Genomic DNA, 17,855 nt, shown 5'->3' on the forward strand with positions numbered 1-17,855 from the left:
CCGCGCATCGTTTTGTCCGCTATGACACAAATCCATGCAAATTGTGTCGCGCTTGGGTCCTATGCGATTTTGTTGCGCGGGCCATCAGGCAGCGGCAAATCCAACCTTTCGCTGCGGCTTGTCCGGGCCGGAGGGCGGCTTGTTTCCGATGACAGGACCGACATTTTGGCGCGCGATGGCAAACTGATTGCCAGCGCGCCGATACAGATTGCACGATTGTGCGAAGTGCGCGGGATTGGTATCGTCCGCGGGCTTGCCCATCAGGCAGCAGGCGATGTGAGGGTTTTGTTCGATCTGGTGGCCGACCCGGTCGAGGTGGAACGGATGCCCGAGCCCCGTTTTGAAACGTTTTATGGTATTTCGATTCCGTCCTGGAAAATCTGGCCATTCGATATGGCAGTCGACGCCAAGATTGAGGTCGCCTTGTCCTTGGCAACAGGTGAGATGCAGCTCGAAACATGACCGATGCAGACAATGCAATAGGCCCGATAAACGCCGATGGCGGCACCGGCGAGAATGGCGAGGATACGCGACTTGTCCTGGTGACCGGGGTTTCTGGTGCCGGACGAACGACGTCGCTGAAAATCTTTGAGGATTTCGGCTTTGACGCGGTCGACAACCTGCCGTTGCGGTTGCTGCCAGCTCTGCTGAGCGGGGGGACCGACCTTGATCAGCCGCTGGCGATTGGCCTTGATATCCGTACGCGCGATTTCGGTGTCGATCAGTTCGTCAACATCGTCAGCTCTTTGCGCGAACAGCCCGGCGTTAACCCGATGGTGGTTTTTGTCGATGCCGAGACAGGCATTTTGCAGCGTCGCTTTACCGAAAGCAGACGGCCCCATCCTTTGACCCATGACCGGCCGCTTGTCGATGCGATTGAACATGAAAAACGCCTGATGGCGCCGATTGCGGCGACGGCGGACATGATTATCGATACCTCGCGGCTTAAATCGGCCGAGCTTCGCAAGATCCTTCAGGACCAGTTTGCGATTGGCGAAAAGGATGCGATGGCGATCTTTGTCAAAAGCTTTTCGTTCCGTCAGGGCGTGCCCGGCGAAGCCGACCTTGTTTTTGACGTTCGTTTTCTGCGTAACCCGCATTATGATCCCGAGCTTCGTTTGCTGACCGGGCTTGATGACCGGGTTGGTGCCTATATCGAGAAGGATCAGGATTTCGCCGGTTTCATGGATCGGTTAAAAGGCCTTATCGGCCCTGTTCTGCCGCGTTATGCGCAGGAAGGGAAAAGCTATCTGACCATCGCGGTCGGTTGTACGGGCGGTCAGCATCGTTCCGTTTACATCGCGCGCATGCTAAACGACTGGATTGCCGGTCTGGGATATGATGTTCATCTCAGTCATCGTGACAAGCCAGATGAACCGAAACCGGGGGAGTGAATTGATGGAGAAAACGGCATGATCGGGATGGTGCTCGTCACCCATGGCGATCTCGCGAAGGAATTCGTATCGGCCTTGCAGCATGTTGTCGGCGAACAGGAAAATGTCGCTGCCGTCTGCATCGGACCCGACGACGACATGGAACAACGTCGTGCCGACATTCTTGCGAGTGTCGAGGCTGTCGACGATGGCAAAGGTGTTGTGCTGTTGACCGATATGTTCGGCGGCACGCCGTCGAATCTGGCAATTTCCATCATGGAACAGGCCAATGTCGAAGTGATTGCAGGGGTTAATTTACCTTTGTTGATCAAACTGGCATCGGTGCGCATCGATGGCACGCTGGCCGAAACGGTCAATGCAGCGCAGGAAGCGGGCCGGAAATATATCAATGTGGCGTCGCGCCTGCTAAGCGGCGAGGAATAAACAACAAAAACAGAAGTTCGGGCGATCGGGGATGGCCCGGATCTTTTGAAAGTTTGCCGACGGGGACTTGAAGTCGGGACTAAGGCGGGACAAATATGGCGCAGACGGAAAAGCGGATCGTAACCATCAGCAATCAACGCGGATTGCACGCGCGGGCGGCCGCAAAATTTGTTAAACTTGCCGGTGAATTCGAATCCCGGATCATGGTTCGCAATCGCGGAACAGAGGTTTCAGGCGTATCGATCATGGGGCTTATGATGCTTGCAGCATCGACTGGCACGGAAATCGAGATCGAAGCATCAGGCCCGGATGCCAAAAAGGCGATTGATGCGCTTAACGAACTTGTTGATGCCAAGTTCCACGAAGAATAAGCCGCAGAATGAATAGGATTTCCGCATAGGCGGGAACGGGAATTTCTGGAAACAACAAGAACGAGTTGGCAGCAAACCAGGCTTGCAAGTTCCACCAAAAGACCAGACCACAATCGATGACCAGTCGCCGTCCGACCGCCGGGTAATTACAGGGCTTGGGGCATCGGGCGGGATTGTAATCGGTCGGGCCTTTGTCATGGACCGGCAATATGTCGATGTCAGTCGCACACGTATCGATGCGGCGGCCATCCCGACCGAAACCGAACGCCTGCACAAAGGCGTTTCGGAAAGTATCGAACAGCTTAAACGCCTCAAATCCCAATCGGCCAATGTCGGCGGTGCCGCATCCGAGGAGCTTGGATTCCTGCTGGATGCCTACGTTCATATGCTCACCCAGTCGCGCCTTGTGCGCGGGGCCGAAGAACTGATCCAGACGCGCCATATGAATGCGGTACACGCGGTCAGCGAGGTCATTGATGCCATCGCGACCCAGTTTTCCGGTATTGATGATCGTTACATCGCAGCACGCGCGTCCGACATCCGCGAGGTTGGCCTGCGTCTGATGCGGTGCCTGATCGGGGAAACTGACCGGGCATTTGAAACTGCGCCCAAAGGTGCCATTCTGATCGCCGAGGAAGTCAGCCCGGCCGATATGGCGCGCCTTCAACCCGGCCAGATTACAGCCTTTGTCACCGCGCTTGGCGGGGCGGAAGGCCATACCGCGATCATGGCCCGGTCGCTTGGCATTCCAGCGATTTTGGGTGCGGCCGATATCATTCGCGGGGTTTCGGGCGGTGATCTGATCATTGTTGATGGCGGTCGGGGTGAAGTTATCCTGCGTCCGACCGAGGATGATCTGGCCCATTATAGCCAGCGTCGCGAAGACTGGCGGGCGGCACGCGCCAAACTGGCCAGCCTGCGCGATGTCCCGTCGGCGACCCGCGACGGGGTCGAAATTGACCTGCATGCCAATATCGAATTGCCCATCGAACTGTCGGCGGCACTGGAAAACGGGGCGACCGGCATCGGACTTCTGCGCAGCGAGTTCATGTTCATGAACAAGGACTATCTGCCGGACGAAGACGAACAATATGCCGAACTGGCCGATATCGTGACCCGGATGAATGGCAAGCCGGTGACGATCCGTACCCTTGATATCGGGGGTGAAAAGCTTGCGGTGTCATTGCAGGCAGAAATCGGGTCCGGGCCAAACCCGGCACTGGGATTGCGTGGCATCCGTTTGTCATTGCGTAAGCCCGAATTGCTGGAAGCCCAGATGGCCGCCATCCTGCGGGCATCCCTGCACGGGCCAATCCGGGTTCTGATCCCGATGGTGGTCAGCGTTCATGAAATGAGCCGGGCGCGTCAGATTTACGAAGCCGTTGCAAGGCGCCTGCGCAAGGAAGGCCATGCCATACCGGATGTTTTACCGCCACTGGGCGCGATGATCGAAATACCAGCCGCCGCACTGGCGATTGATGCCTTGGCGCGCGAAAGCGATTTCTTTGCCATCGGCACCAACGATCTGACGCAATATACACTGGCAATTGATCGTACCGACGATCAGGTGGCGGGGCTTTATGACCCGTTGCATCCATCGGTTTTGCGTCTGATCCGTGATGTGATCAAGTCATCGCGGGATCGCGACATCCCGATCAGTGTTTGTGGCGAAATGGCCGGTGACCCGCGATATACACCGCTTTTCCTTGGCTTCGGGCTGCGCAATCTTTCGATGTCCCCGGTCAGCCTTTTGCCGGTCAAGCAGCGCCTGCGCCGTCTTGATACGCGTAATACCGAACATCAAGCCGCGCGTGTGATGGAACAATGGGATTCTGCACGCATCGCCATGATGCTGGATGATTTCAACGATCTTGCCTGACCGGCGATCATAATACTTAATAAATCAATCGGTTATGAGATGGGTCCATGCAGCATGGGCGCTGTGTATTTGCGTTTATTTTTCCGGCATTGAAAATTCATCGAAGAAAAGACTTGAAATCGATATAAAGAAATCTTTATATGTCTTCCATCGCGAACGGGCAAACCGTCGCACAGGAATTTTCGGGCGTATCTGCAAGATCCATGTGGTCGGCGGTTGCGCTGTTTTTGTTTGATTGGAGACGACATGTCGAACTTTACCGATTGCAAGGTCGCAGACATCTCGCTGGCCGCCTGGGGCCGCAAGGAAATCGCGATTGCCGAAACCGAGATGCCGGGCCTGATGGCGTTGCGCGAAGAATACGGTGCGGCCAAGCCGCTTGCTGGCGCACGCATCGTCGGTTGCCTGCACATGACCATTCAGACCGCGGTTCTGATCGAAACCCTGACGGCACTTGGTGCTGAAGTTCGCTGGTCGTCGTGCAACATCTTCTCGACCCAGGATCAGGCTGCAGCAGCGATCGCGGCAACCGGCGTTCCTGTCTTTGCCTGGAAGGGCGAGACCGAGGAAGAATTCTGGTGGTGCATCGAGCAGACCATCACTGGCCCGAACGGCTGGAAACCAAACCTGATCCTTGATGATGGCGGCGACGTCACCCAGCTGATCCACGACAAGTATCCGGAACTTCTTGAAGACATCAAAGGTCTTTCCGAAGAAACCACCACCGGTGTGCATCGCCTGTATGAAATGGCGAAAAAAGGTACGCTGAAGGTCCCGGCGATCAACGTCAATGACTCGGTCACCAAGTCGAAATTCGACAACCTGTATGGCTGCCGTGAGTCACTTGTTGATGGCATCAAACGCGCAACAGACGTCATGGTTGCCGGTAAAATCGGTGTGGTTGCCGGTTTTGGTGATGTTGGCAAAGGTTCGGCTGCGTCGCTGCGCAGCCAGGGTGCCCGCGTTCTTGTGACCGAAATCGATCCGATCTGCGCGCTGCAGGCCGCGATGGAAGGTTACGAAGTCACCACCATGGAAGACGCTGCACCGGTTGGTGATATCTTTGTCACCACGACGGGCAATATCGACATCATCACGCTCGACCACATGCGTGCGATGAAAGACCGTGCAATCGTTTGCAACATCGGTCACTTCGATTCCGAAATCCAGATCGGTTCGCTGCGTAACTACAAGTGGGACAATGTCAAGCCGCAGGTCGACGAAGTCGAATTCCCGGATGGCAAACGTCTGATCGTTCTGGCCGAAGGCCGTCTGGTCAACCTTGGTTGCGCAACCGGTCACCCGAGCTTCGTGATGTCGGCATCCTTCACCAACCAGGTGCTGGCCCAGATCGAACTTTGGAAAAACCACGCCAACTACGAAAACAAGGTTTATGTCCTGCCGAAACACCTCGACGAGAAAGTTGCAGCCCTGCATCTCGACCGTCTTGGCGTGAAACTGACCAAGCTTTCGAACGAACAGGCCGAATATATCGGCGTGCCGCAGGCTGGCCCGTTCAAGCCGGATCATTACCGCTACTAAGCGCAATCGCGTTTTGCATCAAAGCCGGTCCGTTCATTCGGACCGGCTTTTTTGTGTTTTGCGAAGACGCGTTCGGGTAAGAAAGACAACACCACAACAGGGAAGCAAGCCATGCCCCAGCTTGAAATCGAATATTCCGCCAATTTGCCAATCGCCGAGCAGCTTCGCGGGTTGGCGATCAGCCTGCATCGTGAAATTGCCAAGGCAGCCGATGCCGATCTGGCCAGTTTCAAGACCCGGTTGTCACCGCTTGAAAATGTCGTGATTGCTGATGGTGGGCCAAAGCATGGCATGGTGCATCTTGATGTGCGGCTGTTGTCGGGGCGCTCTGACGATGTCAAATATGCCGTTGGTGCCATCGCACTTGAAACCGTGCGGGCGCATCTGGAAAATCTGGTCGGGAATTTCGATGTACAGTTTACTGTTGAAGTACATGATCTTGACCGGGCCAATTATCACAAGCATGTGACAAACGCCTGACGGCCCGATCGGGTTGGCAGTTACATCAAAAGTGCTTCATGGATCGGGTGATCGGGGCCGTAACGATCATTCATCAGTTTGATCAGCTCGCGCGAAAACTGCTTGCCTGCATCCAGCAGGGAACGGAGTTCGGTGTCACTGCGATCATTCGGGCCGACTTTTTCAAGCCGTTTGCGGACATCCGGATCGCTGAGTTCGCGCAGAAACCGGTCATAGAGTTCGAGTGCGGGAAGGCTTTTGTCACCAAAAACCGTTTGAACACGTGTGATCGGCGGTAACTGTAAAAGTTCCGATAGTTTTGCCCGTTTGCCGATATAATCACGACCTGCGGTTTCCGCGGCTGCGATAATGCCGCCGAAATAAAGCATCTTACGCGAAAAGACGAGTTTAAGACGTCTGGGCGCCCATGCCTTGCTGGCATCGCCTTCGCGGGTTTTGATTTCGAAATCGACGCTGATGGTGCGGTAATAGCGGATGACGTCATTGACCAGAAAGCGTGCGATGGATTCCCGTGTAACCGTTTCGGTGACATAGTTGGCAATCAGTTCGTCAAAGAAGGCACGTTTGCCGACTTCGTTATAAAGCCATTCACATTCCAGCAGAAACAGCAGGCGGCGTGTGGTGATCGAATTGGTGTCGCCATCAAGGCCGATGCGGTTGACCAGTTCCTCGGCCGGAACATAGGATGAAAACGGGCCGTTAACGGCCGCCTTTTTGGTCACCATGGCACCAAGAATTTCGGAAACGTCACGGTGGGGGGCCAGATCACGGTCAACTTCACGGCCGATGATGAAGTAATCCAGATCCGATTGTTCTGATGCCTCGTGCCGACCGAACGACCCGGTAACAACAACGCAGAAAGCGCTGCCATGCAGCTGATTGGCGAGTGCGCTTCGCATCTCGTCGAGCCGCTTTGCGGTATAGGCCTGATTGCTGGCGATGGTATCTGGCAACAAGGTTGAAATGATTCCGTTGAATGCGGCAATTAATTCAGTATCGACCTAAAGGTGAAAGATTAAAACCGCGTTTATGGGATAACTGCGGAGTCCCTTGTAAAACCGGACCGGATTTCACAATCCGGCGGAGGCTTGGCACATAATTGCCATTACTTGCCGATAAAACGGCCTTAAAGTCGAATAACCCTGTGCCATATGTCGTTTGTCGGGGCCGTTGGCCAAAAGACCTTTTGCATATTTCCCCGATTGGAAATCACCCTGGATTATGGAGAAGTCCGATCAAAAATCTTCATCGCACCCTGCTTGCCGTTCCGCTTCTTGGCCTGATGGCAATGCCTGCCTTTGCCCAGTCCGCCGATATGAAATCGCCCGAGGAGATGAAGGATATGGAACCCGATGCGTTGCGCGACGGGATCGAAAACCGCCATCCATCGGCCTATTACATTCTGGCAGCCAAGCAGTTTAATGCAGGCGAACGTGATGACGCGGTTTTCTGGTTCTATACCGGTCAGTTGCGCTATCGCACGCTTTTGGGCTGCAAACCCGACCTTGCACCGGATCAGGACCCGGCATTGTTCGCGTCCCTGAACGAAACCGTCGGTCGCCCCCTTAATGGATATGCCTTTGGGGATGTGGATGAACTGAGCAGCACGATCGAGGATGTCCTCGAATGGGATGCCGCGCATGCCAATGGCTATGTCGCCAAAGCCGAATGCGAACAGGTCATTACTGCCGAGCGCGCCGGACTGGACGAGTTGCGTGAAATGATCGTCGCGAAGGCAGATGAAATCCGCAAGCAGCGCGAAGAAAACGGGCTGGAAAACCGGTAGATCATTTTACGAAGATTGATAAAAGCCCGGTCCGCGTGCCGGGCTTTGTCTTTGGCTGGATGTGTTGACGGAAAGTTTGGAAACGCGATAGCGTCATGAAATTGTTATCCGGTTGCTGGTGGCAGTTGCCCCACATATCTCTTGAAAGATTACCATGGAAATTTCCAATCTCCCGTTCGGCACGACCGACTGGTCGTCAATCACGCCAACCGAGCATTCCGGCGATACCGGCATGGCATATTGGCGCACACAGCAATTTGGTCCGATCCGGGTGCGGATGGTGACATATACGCCGGGCTATCTTGCCGATCATTGGTGCAAGAAGGGCCATATCCTGCTGTGTCTTGAAGGTGAATTGGTCACCGAACTGGAAGACGGGCGGGTTTTCACCCTTAAACCGGGCATGAGTTATCAGGTGGCTGATAACGCCGAAGCCCATCGTTCATCAACAGAGCCGGGTGCCACATTGTTTGTCGTTGACTGAACTGACGGTTTTGGGAATTACCCCAGATACACCTGACTTGACGGATAGGAAATGCGCGGCGGAACACGACGGGCAAGGAAGAATCCCAGTGTCAGCGGGCCGACACGGCCAATGAACATGATCAGTTCAATCACGATCCGGCCCAGTGTATCGAGTTCGCCTGTCGTCCCGCGCGAAAGACCGACCGTGCCAAAGGCCGACGTCACTTCAAAGACAAGATCAAGAAAATCGCCGTCGTGGGACATGGTGATCAGAAAGATACCGCTCATGACGACGAACATTGAAATCATCGTCAGGGCCAGCACCTTCATCACTTCTTCAAGGCCGATGCTGCGCCCAAAGGCATGTAACTGATTATGGCGTTTGAAAAAGGCGATGGTTGCCAGAACCAGTACGATAAAGGTGGTGACCTTGATCCCGCCGGCTGTTGATGTACTGCCCGCCCCGATTACCATCAGAAGGATGAACATCAATGCGGTGGTATCGTGCATGGATCCGATATCGACCGTGTTGAACCCGGCAGTGCGGGTTGTCAGGCCTTGAAACCAGCTGATTTGAAGTTTGTCGATCGGGCTGGCAAAAGCCCCGAGCGTATCGGGATTGTGCCATTCAAGGATGGCAAACATCGTGACAGACCAGACGATCAGAATGGCAGAGCCGGTCAGCATCAATTTGCTGTGCAGGGATAAATGACGCCAGCCGCGATGAATCCAAAGATCGGAAATCACGCTGAACCCGATTCCGCCAATCAGAAGCAATGCCGGGATTGTCAGATTGATCACCGGGTTTGTGGCCCATCGGCTCAGGCTGTCGGGCATAAGGGCAAAGCCCGCATTGTTGAAGGCCGATACCGAATGGAATACCGCAAACCACGTTCCGCGTGCCCAGCCAAAATCGGGGACAAAAACGGTCAGCAACAGGATGCCGCCGATCAATTCGCAGAAAAGCACAACGGCAAGGATCGTTTTGACCAGACCCACGAGCTGATGCAGCGATGTCTGGTTCAAATCTTCGCGCAGGAAATTGTGATGACGCAGCCCAATTGGCAAGCCAAGTGCGGATAAAACAAGGGCTGCAAATGTCATCAGACCAAGACCGCCAAGCTGGATCAGGATCAGGATCATGGCTTGCCCGAACAGCGTGAAGCTTGACCCGGTATCAACCACGGCAAGGCCGGTGACGGTGACGGCGGACGTGGCCGTAAACAAGGCGTCGGAAAAGCTGATCGGATGGGTGACCGCAACAGGGAGGACCAAAACAACCGCGCCGATCAGGATCAAGGCCAGATACAGGATGGCGAGCAAAAGCGGCGGTGGTATTCGGATCGGTTTTCCGGTGCGGTTCGGAAAATAAAAGGGCATGGCTCAGATGCCGTCGCTGAAGTCGCGCAAATTCTGGCGGCGACCAAGGATCAGGATCTTGTCACTGGCTTCCATCGTGACGGTCCCGGTATCACAGCCGATAAATTCCGATCCGCGCAAAATACCCAGGCACCGCAGTTCGTGGGACTTTTCAAGATCAAGCGACTCAATGGTTTTCCCCGCCATGCTTTCCGGGACTTCCAGATTGATGACATGCATGCCGTTACCAAGGCTAAGGTAATCGCGTACGGCGGGGTTATGCAGTTTCTGGGCGATGTGTTGGCCGATTTCCTGTTCGGGTAAAATGACCCGGTCGGGTTCAAGTTTGGTCAGGATGCGATGATGGGTTTTGTTGATCGCCTTTACCCAGACGGTTTTGACCCCCAGCATTTTGACATTCATCGTGCACAGGATATTGGCTTCAAGGTCTTCGCCAATGGCAATCAGGGCGACGTCATATTTGTCGACCCCGGCCTCGCGCAGGGCTTCTTCATCGCGGCCATCGGCGATGATCGCTTCGGACAGGATATCCGACAGGGCGGCGACGGATTTTTCGTTGATGTCGATGCCCAGGACGTGATTGCCACTTCGTGCCAGATCGGTCGCAACCGTGCTACCAACGGTTCCAAGCCCGATGATGACAAAGGTTCGGTTGCGCTTCTTTTCGGCTTTGGGGGCCATATCGGTTACTCCCTTTGCAATGGATTGCCCGATGCAGCGAAATTCGCACGGCACTGTTATGTCCGAAGGACAAGCATATCAGTCAAACAGACTTGCTGCAGCAGCCTGTTGTGCGGGATCGGTCAGATTGCCGACACGTCGCAGGAACGAGTTCTTTTCCTCGTAATAGCGTTTGCCAAGATCGGCAAAGCTTTTGACCTCGGCATCGGTATTGATGTGAAATTCGCGTTTGGGCACTTTGGTTGCGGTTTCATCCATCAGGACCGCGCTGATTTCCGGATCGATAACATCGGCAACACCGTCAAGCTCGATCCGGTTTTTCAGACTGAACAGAAACTTTTTGAAAGCCGGATGGCGCTGCAAAAATGCTTTTTCGGTCAGAAGGAAATCATTGGCGGCAAAGTCGGGTGCATTTTTGACAACGAATTCGCGGCAAAGATGATCGGTGGCAAAACACATCGGGCCGAAAATGAAATTGCGATAGATGTCTTCTTTAAGCTGCCAGAACTTATCAAGGCGTTTCAGGGCATCTTCATCAAGCTTTACCGCCGCCTCAAGCAACAGGCGCGGATGGCAATGGACATAGTTCGGATGCACATAGGTCTTGGTCCGGCTGATGCCTTCGAGTGTGTCGATATTGACCGGACCCGACAGCAGGCTGGCATGCGGGTGGGTTGATTTTTTCGATAACAAGGCAATGACCTCGTCCGGATCAACACCGTGTTTGACCAGAAGATGATTGACTGACAGATCAAGCTGAACTTCGCCAGTGATGATCTTTTCGGTCAATTGGTGATGGTTCAGGTTGAACCGCCGGGCAAATTCCGGTTCCAGCGTATGGGAAAACGGGCCATGGCCGATATCATGCAAAAGGGCCGCTGCCCCCAGAAGATCGCGATCAGCCTCCGACAGGCCCATCAGGCGGCAATATTGCTGCGACAGCAGGGCAACACCGATGGTGTGGTCATATCGGGAATGGCGGATATTGGCCGGGCGTCCATTGGGATGGAACAGGTAATCAATGGCACCAAGGAACGAAATTTCGCGCAGCCGTTCAAACGCGTGTGACGCGATCAGCTTTTTATGCAATGGGCGGTCAAAGGCCGACGCGATTTGCGAACGTTTGAAATGATAGTTGTATTGTGGCGCATCTCGAAACAGCAGTTCCCATTCTGCGATGTCATCGGCGCTGAAATTGGTGTCGAACAGATCGCGCATTTCCGGTCCCGCCGGTTTGGCCGTGGCAGACTCCTTTTGGGGCGCGACCGGTCTGGCGGCCACGCGCGGCGTAAAAAGGTCTAGCTGCGGTTTGGGACTCATTTTTGAAATGACGAGATCGTTATAGCTGTTGTTTCGACAATAGCGCAGACATAGCCCGATTTGGGGTATATGTCATCGCGGATTTTCCTGCGATCACGGGCGTTCGGCCGGGTATCGGGAAAACGTCGTGAAACAGTGGTAAAAGCAAGACGTTTTCACCATAATAATAGCTCATAAACACAAACGGTTAACAACACGTGACACGGGCTACATCCAACCATCAAAGGGGGAAAGAACCAATTGGTTCCCGCAAAGGGGGATCAAACAGGTTTGGTTTGTCCAGACTGTGGCAATGGGGATGCTATGGTCTGACGTCGCTTTTCATCGCAGCCGACCTGCATGCACAGGAAAAATTCCGTGTTGGCAGCGCACCGGAAGCCGCGCCGAACGCGGGCGCTGTACCAGACGGGGCCTCGATTTTAGGCAGTTTCGCCGATCTGAGTGATCGCGATTGGCTGGTTGTTGGTTTGGCGGCAATTGGTGGTGCTGCGATTGCCGGGGGAATCGGGTGGCGATTATCGCTGCGCATGCGCCGCCATCTTGAAGAGGCGGAAGATCACGAATCCGAATTGGCGGATTCGACCGAACAATTTACCCATCTGTTCTTTGCCGGGCCGGACCCGGTTTATTATTGGAGCCAGGCCGGCTTTGCCGAGGGGGCAAGCCCGTCGCTGAAACGTGCGTTCCAGCTTGGCAAGGATGGGCGTTTCCCCGATGTGCTTGACCAGTTGCGCGATGATGACGCCAGGACCCTTAAGGAACGTGTGCGAAACCTGAAATCCACCCACGAGCGGTTTGAGCTTTGGGTTACAGCTGTTGATGAACGCAAGTTCCACGTCACCGGGGCAATGGCACGCAAGGACCGGACTTCGCCGGTTCTGGCCCATGCGCTTTGGTTCCGTGATGAAACCCGCCATACCCGTGAACGCGAAAGCCAGTTCGGCGATTTTACCGCGCTCAAACGCGAAGTCAGCGGGTTGCGGCTTTTGATCGACAGTCTTCCGTTTCCGGTGTGGCGGCGCGATGGCGATTTGCGTTTGATTGATTGTAATGCGGCCTATGCGACCGCGGTGGAACTCGACACGGTCAAGGATGCACTTGCCAGACAGGCGGAACTGGGCGGCGGGGTGATCCCCGATAAGGGCAGGTCATTGGCGGCGTCGGCATTGCGCAACGGCGAAACCATGACACGCGATTATCATATCGTGATCAAGGGTGACCGGAAGCTTCTGCGCATTACCGAATGTCCGTCGCAAACGCCCGAAGACCTTGATGGTCTGATTGGCTTTGCGATTGATTGCACCGCGATCGAAGAACTGCAATCCGACCTGTCGCGTCATATTCGTGCCCATGCCGAGGTTCTGGAAAACCTTGGAACCGCGATTGCGATTTATGGCGGGGACAAGCGGCTTATCTTCTTTAACACCGCGTTCACCAAACTTTGGGATATGGATGAGGACTGGCTCTGGGCGGAACCGTCGCTTGATGATGTGCTGCGCCGGATGCGCGATGAGCGCAAATTGCCTGAAGTCACCGACTTCACGCAGTTCCGCAATATTGAAAACCAGCGCTTTACCGATCTTCTCAAGCCAGAAGAAGATTTGATGCATCTGCCGAACGGCATGACCTTGCGCCGGTTCATTTCGCCGCATCCGTTTGGCGGACTGATGTTCGCGTTCGAGGATGTCACCGACAAGCTGGTTCTCGAAAGCAGTTACAACACCCTGATCGCGGTTCAGCGCGAGACGCTTGAAAACCTGCATGAAGCGGTAGGCGTGATCAGCGGCGATGGTCGGTTGCGGCTTTACAATCACGGTTTTGCCGATGTCTGGGGCCTTGAAGACAGTTTCCTCTCAGGTGCGCCGCATATCAGCGAAGTGGTCGAAGAAGCCCGTGATTACTGGCACGAGCGCGAAGACTGGGACAAATTCAAAAGCCGGATGGTCGCGCGTATCACCAACCACGAACCCATGAGCGGCCGTATCGAACGTGCCGATAACAGCATCATCGATTTTGCCATTGTACCGCTGCCTGACGGGGCGGTGATGATGTCCTATATCGATGTGACCGACACGATCCGGGTCGAACGGGCGCTTCGCGAACGCAACGAAGCGCTGCGGACCGCCGATCAGATGAAGTCGGACTTCATTTCGACCGTGTCGCGTGAACTGACCCGGCCGCTTGACCATATCAATGGCGAGGCAGACCGCCTTATTCCGCATTTACAGGGCAATGTCGCGCAGTCGGTTGAAACCATCCGGGCCGAAGCCCAAAGCATGCTGGCACTGGTGGATGACATGCGGGACTTGGCAACGCTGGGATCAGGGCAGGTCGCGCTTGAACTTGATACGGTCGATCCAAGGCGTTTGTTACGTTCGCTCGAAGCACTGACGCGGGCGCGCCTGGCGGAACTTAACGTTTCGCTACGCCTTTACTGTTCGCGCAATATCGGCTGGATGATTGCCGATGAACGCCGTTTGAAACAGGCGTTGTTCATTCTGGTGACCAATGTCCTGCGTACCGCCCCCGAAGGCAGTGAGGTTTCCGTGGTTGCCCGTCGTCGGGGCGAGGATATCGATATCAGCATTTCACTGTCGGACGAAGCACCGCAACCGATGCTGTTTGAAGGATTGCGCGAGGGAGAATCACCATCTGCGCGCCGCGCACTTGGCATGGCAATGGTGCGCGCAGTGGTCGAAATCCACGGTGGCCGGGTCAAGGTCAGCCGGGATGGTCATGAAATTTCCTGTATCCTGCCCGCAGGCGAAGAAAGCGATCTTGGGTGAGGATAATGAGGGCTGGGATTGAGCTCTCAAGATGATCTTTCAATGGTATTTAGTTTTTGGATGGATGGAAATGACTATTTACTTTTTGGATCGAAACGTCGTGAGCTTGGTTAAATCAGTATCGGAATTCGGCAATTGTTCTGGGTTGATAAAAAAAGATAATAAAAAAGCCAGCAAGAGAAATCTGAATATGATCAAAAAACTGAGACGGCAAGATAAAATAAAAAATATCCATACATGCGTCTTATCAATAGTGGAAGGAGAGCTTGGTAGGCCTCAAAACGATGTGGATATGAAAAAAGTTGCAGAGAAAGAGATCCAGTCTATGGGGTCTTTTTTTAAAAAATCAAAAACTGACGTAGGAGCTTTGCCATTTATTCAATGTAACTCCGGTTTTTTTCCAAAAGGTCTTTTGGAGGAAAGTGCGGATTGCGTTTGTAGCTTTCTCGAATTTGTTTCGAGTGAAATTTACCAGCCAGTTTCAAAAAAGAAACTGGGAGATGTCCGCGATAAAATTTTAATAAAGGCTTTTAACCTAAATGTTGATTTAAAACACCCTGCAGTGCTTCTATCTATAGGCGCTCTTTACGGAAGTAAGTATGCATCGGGTGTTATCAAGCCTTCTGAAAGCAATTTTAATAAATATAATGCTTATAACGACATTATGATTCCTTTTAGGATTTCAAGATTTCTCTTTAAGGATTCAAGTAAATGGAAATTTTTGACTATGGATGAAAGTCTTTTATCTTATGTCGAAAAAAATTTAGTTTCTTTGAATAGTGCAAGTTTATTTTCTTCCGGAAAGTACGTGGATTATCGTGTAAGTGAAAATTTCTCCACTTTCCTCGATATCAAGATGTTTGAAGAAAAATTAGATGAGAAAGAATATAAACAAATATTGCACATATTAAATAATCCCTACAAACACGTTGGTGTAGAGAAAATACCGTAAATTTTAAGTGTTGTAGCTCTAGTTAATTAGTATCAGACTTTGAATGGAATGACCCTTTCTTCGATAAATGCATCAATGTTATCAAGGGCACGGAATCCCATGGCGTTGCGGGTTTCGACCGTTGCCGATCCCAGATGGGGTAACAGGAACGTATTGGGCAGATCGCGATAGGTCGGCTCGATATTCGGTTCCCCGGCAAAAACATCAAGTCCGGCGGCGGTCAGTTTGCCCGATTTGAGTGCCGCGATCAGGTCCTTGTCATTGACGATATCACCGCGTGCCGTATTCACAATGATCGCCCCATCTGGCAGCTTGGCGATAAAATTGCGATTGACCATACCGCGTGTTTCCGGTGTTGACGGGCAATGCAGTGACAGGAAATCGCAATGGGGCAGAAGGTCATCAATGGTTGAGTGATAGGTCGCGCCGAATTCCTGATCTTCGGGCAGGCGGCGACGGTTGAAATAATGGACTTCCATATCAAAACCACGCGCACGTTTCGCGACGGCCTGTCCGATCCGTCCCATGCCGACAATGCCGAGTTTCTTGCCGGTCACTTGTGTGCCCATCAGATGGGTCGGCCGCCAGCTTGACCAGGTTGCGTTGCGGACTTCGGCCTCGCCCTCGCTGGCGCGGCGGGCAGCGCCCAGAATCAGAAGCCATGCAATATCCGCCGTTGCATCGGTCAGAACCCCGGGGGTATTGCCGATGACGAAACCGTTGGCCTTGGCCGCGGCCAGATCAATATGGTCGGTGCCCACCGAAAAGGTGGCAATGATGCCGACCTTTTGGGGCAGGGCTGCAAAAAAGGCCGCATCAATCGGATCGCCAACCGAAACCAGGGCGGCATTTGCGTCTTTGCACAGGTCAAGAATCTGATCGCGTGACAGCGGATCATCTCCGTCCTGCATGCGCAGATCATAACTTTCGCGTGCGCGTTTTTCGACAGCTTCCGGCAGGCGTCTGGTGATGGCGAGAACCGGTTTCATTCTGATGCATCTCCCTGAATTTTAAGACTTGTTTGTTGATTGTGTCAGAATAGCTGGCCAAGTGCGAGACGAATGCCGATTGTCGTGATGGTCAATGATAGCAGGAAATCGGCTGCAACAATGGCACTTGCCGTGGCAATCGGGACCGCCAGTGTCAGTTTCGCAATATAAACCCCGTAAATCAGCATCGCGATCACGGCAATCAACACAAATCCACCAACGCCAAGCATCGGAAACGCTGCGCCAAGAAGCAGTGCCAGCAGATAAACGCCCATCTGCAAGACGCTTGACCAGTTATAGACGGTGATAAACGCGATATAGCGATTGGCGCGGCCAATCATTGGCGCGACATGCAGCATCAGCATCGGAAAGGCGAACCATTTCATCACATAGGCGACGGTTTCCACCAGCATGTAACGACCAACCGGGAATTCATCGGGAACCGTGTCGAGATCATGCCAGCGCAATAGCGCAAAGGCTGGAAAGACAATCACGGCGGCAAAGAAAGAACGCCAGAACGCTTCGATGGAATAATCAAAGAAAGCAAGGCCTTTGGCGTCACCACGCGCAATGCGCCAGGTTCCGTAAAGTGCGCGCAGGGTTTCAGTCGACATGGTCATGGAGGGTCGTCGTTTCACATAAAATGGGGCTGATAAGCAGGACGAAAATCTTGAACAGGGATCTTAATCACAGCTTATCCCTGTTTGACCCGTCTTCACAAGACGGGTGCTTGCCCGTCTGTTAACCGGCGCACATTGGTCCCGGAATTCAGGCAGAAGCAGGAAAAAGACATGTCGGACAAACTTGCCGGATATTTGCCGCGCCTGTCATTCCTGCGGGCGACGGAACCCGGTTCGTTAACGCTCGCACGTCTTTGTCTTGAAATGGCAACCGCACTCGATAAATCCGAACGGATGGTAGCCCTTTCCCTGTTTGACGAGGCAGATCAAATCTTTGCCTCCCACCTGCAAACGGCACCGGATGCCGCCCGTGCCGGATTGGCCCATAGCCTTAATAACAGGGCAGCCCTTGAAATCGGTGCCGAGCAATGGGCGGATGCAGTTGATGCCGCATGCCAGGCTGTTGAACTTCGTCGTGATCGGCTGGCCAGGTTACCATCGGGGCAGAGCGAAGCCGCCCGACTTGATCTTGGATATTCGCAAGGCGCGCTTGTTTTGGCACTGCGGGGGGCCGGGCAGTTCGGGACCGCGCGTGAAATATGTGGTGAGGCCTTGGTTAATCTTGCGGTGTTTGCCGGAAAGAAAAACCAGCAGGCGTTTATCCTGCTGGCCAAACTGATTTGTCTTTATACCGAACTGTGCGGCATCACTGGCGAGAAACCCGACCCGGTCCTGCTGCTGCCGCTGGCCAAGGCCTTTTATGACAGCAACCAGACCGGATAAGTGG

The 17,855-nt window shown here is 53.7% G+C and carries 18 protein-coding genes; 12 read left to right on the forward strand and 6 right to left on the reverse strand.

Annotated features, from left to right (window positions below; all coding sequences use genetic code 11):
* Positions 1-21: 21 nt before the first annotated feature.
* From IT971_RS00260 to IT971_RS00290, 7 genes are all read left to right on the forward strand, one after another.
* Positions 22-462, forward strand: coding sequence for an HPr kinase/phosphorylase (locus IT971_RS00260; RefSeq protein WP_063092122.1), 441 nt, complete (start codon positions 22-24; stop codon positions 460-462).
* On the forward strand, positions 459-1,394 hold the full coding sequence (gene rapZ / locus IT971_RS00265) for an RNase adapter RapZ (RefSeq protein ID WP_063092123.1): 936 nt from the start codon (positions 459-461) through the stop codon (positions 1,392-1,394). Before IT971_RS00260 ends, rapZ begins: the two co-directional genes overlap by 4 nt.
* Before the next feature lie 18 nt (positions 1,395-1,412).
* Positions 1,413-1,817, forward strand: coding sequence for a PTS sugar transporter subunit IIA (locus tag IT971_RS00270; RefSeq protein ID WP_037989365.1), 405 nt, complete (start codon positions 1,413-1,415; stop codon positions 1,815-1,817).
* A 95-nt stretch (positions 1,818-1,912) separates the two neighbouring features.
* Positions 1,913-2,188: an HPr family phosphocarrier protein gene (locus IT971_RS00275; RefSeq protein WP_007088265.1), complete on the forward strand. Its 276-nt coding sequence runs from the start codon at positions 1,913-1,915 to the stop codon at positions 2,186-2,188.
* Positions 2,189-2,270: 82 nt separating this feature from the next.
* Positions 2,271-4,067, forward strand: a complete 1,797-nt coding sequence (ptsP, locus tag IT971_RS00280) for a phosphoenolpyruvate--protein phosphotransferase (RefSeq protein WP_063092124.1) — start codon at positions 2,271-2,273, stop codon at positions 4,065-4,067.
* Between the two features lie 246 nt (positions 4,068-4,313).
* Positions 4,314-5,609, forward strand: a complete 1,296-nt coding sequence (gene ahcY, locus IT971_RS00285) for an adenosylhomocysteinase (RefSeq protein ID WP_007088263.1) — start codon at positions 4,314-4,316, stop codon at positions 5,607-5,609.
* A gap of 111 nt (positions 5,610-5,720) precedes the next feature.
* Positions 5,721-6,089, forward strand: coding sequence for a 5-carboxymethyl-2-hydroxymuconate Delta-isomerase (locus IT971_RS00290; RefSeq protein ID WP_063092126.1), 369 nt, complete (start codon positions 5,721-5,723; stop codon positions 6,087-6,089).
* A gap of 20 nt (positions 6,090-6,109) precedes the next feature.
* Here IT971_RS00290 and IT971_RS00295 read toward each other — a convergent pair whose 3' ends face one another.
* On the reverse strand, positions 6,110-7,045 hold the full coding sequence (locus IT971_RS00295; RefSeq protein ID WP_063092127.1) for a DUF294 nucleotidyltransferase-like domain-containing protein: 936 nt from the start codon (positions 7,043-7,045) through the stop codon (positions 6,110-6,112).
* A 332-nt stretch (positions 7,046-7,377) separates the two neighbouring features.
* Between IT971_RS00295 and IT971_RS00300 the strand changes: the two genes are divergently transcribed.
* Together IT971_RS00300 and IT971_RS00305 are read left to right on the forward strand one after the other, a co-directional pair.
* Complete coding sequence (locus IT971_RS00300; RefSeq protein ID WP_139189994.1) at positions 7,378-7,875, forward strand: hypothetical protein; 498 nt, start codon at positions 7,378-7,380, stop codon at positions 7,873-7,875.
* Positions 7,876-8,029: 154 nt separating this feature from the next.
* On the forward strand, positions 8,030-8,359 hold the full coding sequence (locus tag IT971_RS00305) for a DHCW motif cupin fold protein (protein WP_007088259.1): 330 nt from the start codon (positions 8,030-8,032) through the stop codon (positions 8,357-8,359).
* Between the two features lie 17 nt (positions 8,360-8,376).
* Here the strand turns inward: IT971_RS00305 and IT971_RS00310 are convergent, their stop codons facing one another.
* The 3 genes from IT971_RS00310 to IT971_RS00320 form a co-directional block, all read right to left on the reverse strand.
* Positions 8,377-9,720: a TrkH family potassium uptake protein gene (locus IT971_RS00310; protein ID WP_110252830.1), complete on the reverse strand. Its 1,344-nt coding sequence runs from the start codon at positions 9,718-9,720 to the stop codon at positions 8,377-8,379.
* Between the two features lie 3 nt (positions 9,721-9,723).
* Positions 9,724-10,401 (reverse strand): TrkA family potassium uptake protein, encoded by a 678-nt coding sequence (locus IT971_RS00315; protein ID WP_063092129.1) that lies wholly within the window; start codon positions 10,399-10,401, stop codon positions 9,724-9,726.
* A gap of 78 nt (positions 10,402-10,479) precedes the next feature.
* A complete protein-coding gene (locus IT971_RS00320; protein ID WP_223304956.1) occupies positions 10,480-11,619 on the reverse strand; it encodes an HD domain-containing protein in 1,140 nt (379 codons plus the stop codon).
* A 377-nt stretch (positions 11,620-11,996) separates the two neighbouring features.
* Between IT971_RS00320 and IT971_RS00325 the strand changes: the two genes are divergently transcribed.
* Positions 11,997-14,507 carry a PAS domain-containing sensor histidine kinase gene (locus tag IT971_RS00325; protein WP_063092131.1) on the forward strand — a complete coding sequence of 837 codons (2,511 nt, stop codon included), beginning with the start codon at positions 11,997-11,999 and terminating at the stop codon, positions 14,505-14,507.
* Between the two features lie 100 nt (positions 14,508-14,607).
* Positions 14,608-15,459 carry a hypothetical protein gene (locus IT971_RS00330; RefSeq protein WP_139189995.1) on the forward strand — a complete coding sequence of 284 codons (852 nt, stop codon included), beginning with the start codon at positions 14,608-14,610 and terminating at the stop codon, positions 15,457-15,459.
* 32 nt (positions 15,460-15,491) lie between these two features.
* Here the strand turns inward: IT971_RS00330 and IT971_RS00335 are convergent, their stop codons facing one another.
* Positions 15,492-16,448, reverse strand: coding sequence for a D-glycerate dehydrogenase (locus IT971_RS00335; protein ID WP_063092133.1), 957 nt, complete (start codon positions 16,446-16,448; stop codon positions 15,492-15,494).
* A 44-nt stretch (positions 16,449-16,492) separates the two neighbouring features.
* On the reverse strand, positions 16,493-17,068 hold the full coding sequence (locus IT971_RS00340) for a hypothetical protein (RefSeq protein WP_063092134.1): 576 nt from the start codon (positions 17,066-17,068) through the stop codon (positions 16,493-16,495).
* A 171-nt stretch (positions 17,069-17,239) separates the two neighbouring features.
* On the opposite strand from IT971_RS00340, the gene IT971_RS00345 reads away from it, so the two are divergent.
* Positions 17,240-17,851, forward strand: coding sequence for a hypothetical protein (locus tag IT971_RS00345; RefSeq protein ID WP_037989373.1), 612 nt, complete (start codon positions 17,240-17,242; stop codon positions 17,849-17,851).
* Positions 17,852-17,855 lie beyond the last annotated feature (4 nt).

The organism is Thalassospira sp. B30-1, from assembly GCF_015767575.1.
Classification (GTDB): Bacteria; Pseudomonadota; Alphaproteobacteria; order Rhodospirillales; family Thalassospiraceae; genus Thalassospira; species Thalassospira xiamenensis.

What these genes read in the sequence shown, in the direction of transcription:
- IT971_RS00310 (WP_110252830.1), bottom strand. Translation starts at nt 9,720, where the DNA reads ATGCCCTTTTATTTTCCGAACCGCACCGGAAAACCGATCCGAATACCA.
- IT971_RS00300 (WP_139189994.1), top strand. Translation starts at nt 7,378, where the DNA reads ATGCCTGCCTTTGCCCAGTCCGCCGATATGAAATCGCCCGAGGAGATG.
- IT971_RS00270 (WP_037989365.1), top strand. Translation starts at nt 1,413, where the DNA reads ATGATCGGGATGGTGCTCGTCACCCATGGCGATCTCGCGAAGGAATTC.
- IT971_RS00305 (WP_007088259.1), top strand. Translation starts at nt 8,030, where the DNA reads ATGGAAATTTCCAATCTCCCGTTCGGCACGACCGACTGGTCGTCAATC.
- ahcY (WP_007088263.1), top strand. Translation starts at nt 4,314, where the DNA reads ATGTCGAACTTTACCGATTGCAAGGTCGCAGACATCTCGCTGGCCGCC.
- IT971_RS00275 (WP_007088265.1), top strand. Translation starts at nt 1,913, where the DNA reads ATGGCGCAGACGGAAAAGCGGATCGTAACCATCAGCAATCAACGCGGA.
- IT971_RS00340 (WP_063092134.1), bottom strand. Translation starts at nt 17,068, where the DNA reads ATGACCATGTCGACTGAAACCCTGCGCGCACTTTACGGAACCTGGCGC.
- IT971_RS00335 (WP_063092133.1), bottom strand. Translation starts at nt 16,448, where the DNA reads ATGAAACCGGTTCTCGCCATCACCAGACGCCTGCCGGAAGCTGTCGAA.
- rapZ (WP_063092123.1), top strand. Translation starts at nt 459, where the DNA reads ATGACCGATGCAGACAATGCAATAGGCCCGATAAACGCCGATGGCGGC.
- IT971_RS00260 (WP_063092122.1), top strand. Translation starts at nt 22, where the DNA reads ATGACACAAATCCATGCAAATTGTGTCGCGCTTGGGTCCTATGCGATT.
- IT971_RS00320 (WP_223304956.1), bottom strand. Translation starts at nt 11,619, where the DNA reads ATGCGCGATCTGTTCGACACCAATTTCAGCGCCGATGACATCGCAGAA.
- IT971_RS00315 (WP_063092129.1), bottom strand. Translation starts at nt 10,401, where the DNA reads ATGGCCCCCAAAGCCGAAAAGAAGCGCAACCGAACCTTTGTCATCATC.
- IT971_RS00345 (WP_037989373.1), top strand. Translation starts at nt 17,240, where the DNA reads ATGTCGGACAAACTTGCCGGATATTTGCCGCGCCTGTCATTCCTGCGG.
- IT971_RS00290 (WP_063092126.1), top strand. Translation starts at nt 5,721, where the DNA reads ATGCCCCAGCTTGAAATCGAATATTCCGCCAATTTGCCAATCGCCGAG.